We start from the raw sequence: 3,873 nt of genomic DNA, 5'->3' as shown, positions 1-3,873 counted from the left end.
TAGACATAATGACTCCCACACGGTGTTAGCCTCCGCTTTTCGTGGGTTAGCTTAATTCAAAGCCAGAGCCATAATTAGTTTGTCAATTAACTAAACAGCAGAGGCTAACATGAATAAACATAGCATACTTTTTATCGGTCTTGATACACATAAAGAATTCAATGAAGTCGCCTATATTGAAGAACATAGAGGTGCGCAACCTGTTCATCTTGGCCGAGTTTCGTCTTCCAAAGTGGCCGTTCAAAAGCTTGTTCGTCAGTTCGAATCGAAATACTCTGGCGCAACACTTCATTTTGTTTATGAAGCAGGCCCATGTGGTTATTGGATTTACAGGTTAATTACCAGCCTCGGCCATTGCTGTTACGTGGTGGCGCCCTCTCTTATTCCTAAAAAACCTGGTGAGAAGATTAAAACCGATAAACGTGATGCTCTTAAGCTTGCTAAATTACTTAAGTCTGAAGATTTAACACCTATCTATGTTCCCGAGCCTGAAGATGAAGCTGTACGCGATTTATCTCGTGCACGCGAAGTGGCAATGAAGGACTTAAAAGATGCCAAATATCAATTAAAGGCGCTGTTGCTTCGCAATAATATCAATTATAAAGGCACTGCGAATTGGTCACAAAAACATTTACGTTGGCTCACTGAGATTGTGCTGCCACACCCCGCTCAGCACATCGTCTTACAAGAATTTTTACACACAATTACCGAACGAATAAGCCGACTTGAACGGCTAGACAATGAACTAACACACCACGTTCACCAGTGGCGTTATTATCCTGTTGTCAAAGCAATACAAGCTATGCGTGGTGTCCGTTTGTTGGTCGCCACTGGCGTTGTTGCTGAGCTTGGCGATTTATCGCGTTTCGACCATCCCCGTAAATTAATGAGTTATCTCGGTCTTGTACCCAGTGAACACTCGAGTGGTGGCAAACGCCATATTGGCGCCATCACAAAATGCGGAAATGGCCGAGCAAGACGCCTTCTTGTGGAAGGTGCACACACTTATCGGTATGCGGCAAATATATCAACAGATATGCAAAAACGACAAGAAGGCTTACCAAAGGACATTATTGATATTGCGTGGAAAGCACAGATTAGGCTCTGCAAACGCTATAAAAAAATGATAGCCAAAGGGAAACACTACAATCTGGTTGTTACCGCCATTGCCCGAGAAATGATTGCGTACATATGGGCTATTGCAAAAGAAGTGGTGCTTACGCCAGTGAATACAAAACTTAGATTGGCAAGAGTACCCGCATGATAAACGTATTAGAGTTAATGCATGGGATCAAGCATCGGGTGTGGCACAACCACCGACGGCGTTAGGATGGCAGTGCAGCTAACGCTGCATTGAACCACGAACATAGACTGAAGACAGGTGCCACGACGAAATAAGTAAGGTCTGCTCTGTTACTAGAAATAGTAATAACCAACGAATATCAGCAAGATAACCGACGACATTACTTGCTTCATCCTATGTATTAACTCGCTCTAATTCGAGCTAAAGTAATTATGGCTTAAAAAGTTAGGCAGGGATCAGTGCGTTTAACTTGACAGTGGGAGTCATACCAACGCCCCACTAAGAGGCGCAAAATGCATGGTTAAATTAGTGAGGCACGAACGCAAAGCATGCTTTTTTCGTCCTGCTTTAGTGCCTTGTTGGGTTTACTTTAGACGAGTTAAATCCCCATTTTTAAGATGGTAAAATTGTTCCTCTTCACCACTAGGACAGCAGCGAGGATCATCAGGCATTTTTTGCTTAGTGTTAACCCGAATAATTCCTGCTTTAACTTTAACATTTTGAACAATACCAAAAAGCTTCATAGTTGAAACTTCACTATTATCAGCACTAAAAACTGATAAATAATCTTGCCAATAGGTTGCTCCAAGCATAGACCACTGAATAATAGTTATCTCTTTGCTATAACCATCAATAACTCCTTTAATTTTATTCTTTACCACGTAACCTTCTCTAACTTCCAAGTAAGATTTAATGGTATTTTCAATCTGATTATTGACTACTTCGTTGCTCAGTGAAGAAAAAGACACGATTAGTGAGATTAAAAATAAATACTTCATGTAAACCTAACGCCTCAACTTAGGGGCACAAATATATGGGCTAAAATTACGAGCGAAGCGAGGGTGCCCATGTATTTGTGTCCCAGCGAACGCAGTGAGTGACAACAGTTGTTTGTTAGCCGTCATATCTCATTCAGCTCTAGCTTCATTTGCTCCTTTAAAGCATTATGACAGTTTTGTACGTCCTGCCCGAATATGGTCGCTTTTTCCTGATATGGAGTGATCAAAGTTTGATCTGCCCAGAACTCTTGCGTTGACATAAATCTAAGCATTTCGGTAGAAGCGTCGGTTGCATTCTTTACCGCAATTTCTAGCTTATCCAGTAACGCGTCAACTTTCTTCGAAGCTATCAACCGAATACTATTTTGTTCAGTTTTAACTTTAAGATGTTCATCGTTTAACTCAAATACAAGCGATTGAACGTCTTGATTATATTTAACAATTCCTTTATTTTTGGCTGCCTCATCATCTTGTAAACAAGCAGTTAAAAATTCAGCCATAATTGGCTGAAACTTCTCTACAAAGATTGAATTACACTTTCCGTGGAACTCATCAAGTAGAGAAAAGTATTTTGAGAATTGAAGCCTTTTATCCTCATATTGATATTTTCTCTTTTCAATATCTAAAGAGTGCTGTTTTTTAATTTTTTCTGTTTCGGCGCGATACTTAGCAACAATCTTCTGTTTGTCTTCTTCAAGCTGGCGATTATCTTCAATTAGTGCTCGGTTTTTAGCCTTGACCTTTAAATACGCGGTCAGGTAAATCGAAAGAGCACCAAGGGCAAAGCAAAAAATATTAAATAACACTTCCATGCTCGATATAAACTCCATGACGGCTAACAGCTTTATCAGAGGACACTTTCCTCTTTTTATGAGCAATGTATGTCCTCTTAATTATTTTTAATATTAATAACAAATCTTGTAACACATTGCGAGTATTAAACTTTAAGGCGGGGTGTTCTTTTTATGGCAGGTGGAAAAGAGGAAATTGTCCTCATTTTCAGACTTAGGAGGAAAAACGCCAGCGCAGTAAGCAAATACAGCGCTAAAGATTTAAAATGAAAACCAAACCCCTTTTTTAAATCATTTAACCGCCAATAAAAACTGCATCGAAAATATAAGTAACCGCTTTAAGTACATTTGTTTATGCAAGCCTATTATAAAAGGTGGTTTTTGGCTGGTGGAGGCTATAAAACGAGGTGATGAATTATTTACAAAACGCGTCTTTCTACTTTTAAAACAGTACAGACACGATATTTATACCAATCGACTTAAATATTTAGCCTTTCTCGCGTGCTAAATAAAGCGTTAACTGCGTTATAAATTTCTCATGTAGAACAACTACATGTCGAAATTTATGCCTTGTTATCACTCTATTTATCCGTCGCTATAAATGTCTAATTACTTAACACGATTGGTATTATCTGGCTTTTTTAGCCTCAAGCGCTTCTATTTCACTCCAGATTTTTTCGGCTTCTGCGCTTAACATGGCGTAGCTTTTAATGTCGCCTTTACGCTGTGCTTGCATGCCTTGCTCAAGCTTTGCATCGTACTCTTTACGTAGTTTTTTTGTCGGGTCTGATTTAAATAGTGAAAACATGTGGCTCCTTAGTTTTATAAAAGTATTAGGGCGTGTTGATCTTTGCGGATTGAAATTTGTTCAATCTAGGGGCGATTAAATCGCGGCGCGAGGTTTGTAACCTAGTGGGCTAAGTAAAAACCGAGCAAAGCTTCCGCGTCCTGCTCACGCCCCTTACCTACATCCATGTAGGCAACAAAGAGTTTATCGCCC

At 39.7% G+C, this 3,873-nt stretch carries 4 protein-coding genes; 1 reads left to right on the top strand and 3 read right to left on the bottom strand.

Features of this window, described 5'->3' with window-relative positions:
- Positions 1-109 precede the first annotated feature (109 nt).
- Positions 110-1,264, top strand: coding sequence for an IS110 family transposase (locus L650_RS0107670; protein ID WP_029772239.1), 1,155 nt, complete (start codon positions 110-112; stop codon positions 1,262-1,264).
- 404 nt (positions 1,265-1,668) lie between these two features.
- Here the strand turns inward: L650_RS0107670 and L650_RS0107665 are convergent, their stop codons facing one another.
- The 3 genes from L650_RS0107665 to L650_RS0107650 form a co-directional block, all read right to left on the bottom strand.
- Positions 1,669-2,082 (bottom strand): hypothetical protein, encoded by a 414-nt coding sequence (locus L650_RS0107665; RefSeq protein WP_029772744.1) that lies wholly within the window; start codon positions 2,080-2,082, stop codon positions 1,669-1,671.
- Positions 2,083-2,204: 122 nt separating this feature from the next.
- Positions 2,205-2,894: a rod shape-determining protein MreC gene (locus L650_RS0107660; protein WP_029772743.1), complete on the bottom strand. Its 690-nt coding sequence runs from the start codon at positions 2,892-2,894 to the stop codon at positions 2,205-2,207.
- Between the two features lie 607 nt (positions 2,895-3,501).
- Positions 3,502-3,681, bottom strand: coding sequence for a DUF6435 family protein (locus L650_RS0107650; RefSeq protein ID WP_029772742.1), 180 nt, complete (start codon positions 3,679-3,681; stop codon positions 3,502-3,504).
- Positions 3,682-3,873: the final 192 nt, after the last annotated feature.

Origin of the sequence: Pseudoalteromonas sp. TB51, assembly GCF_000498055.1 — a bacterium.
Classification (GTDB): domain Bacteria; phylum Pseudomonadota; class Gammaproteobacteria; order Enterobacterales; family Alteromonadaceae; genus Pseudoalteromonas; species Pseudoalteromonas atlantica.
Note: the sequence above shows the minus strand (reverse complement) of the source record. Positions and strands in the feature narration are given on the sequence as shown.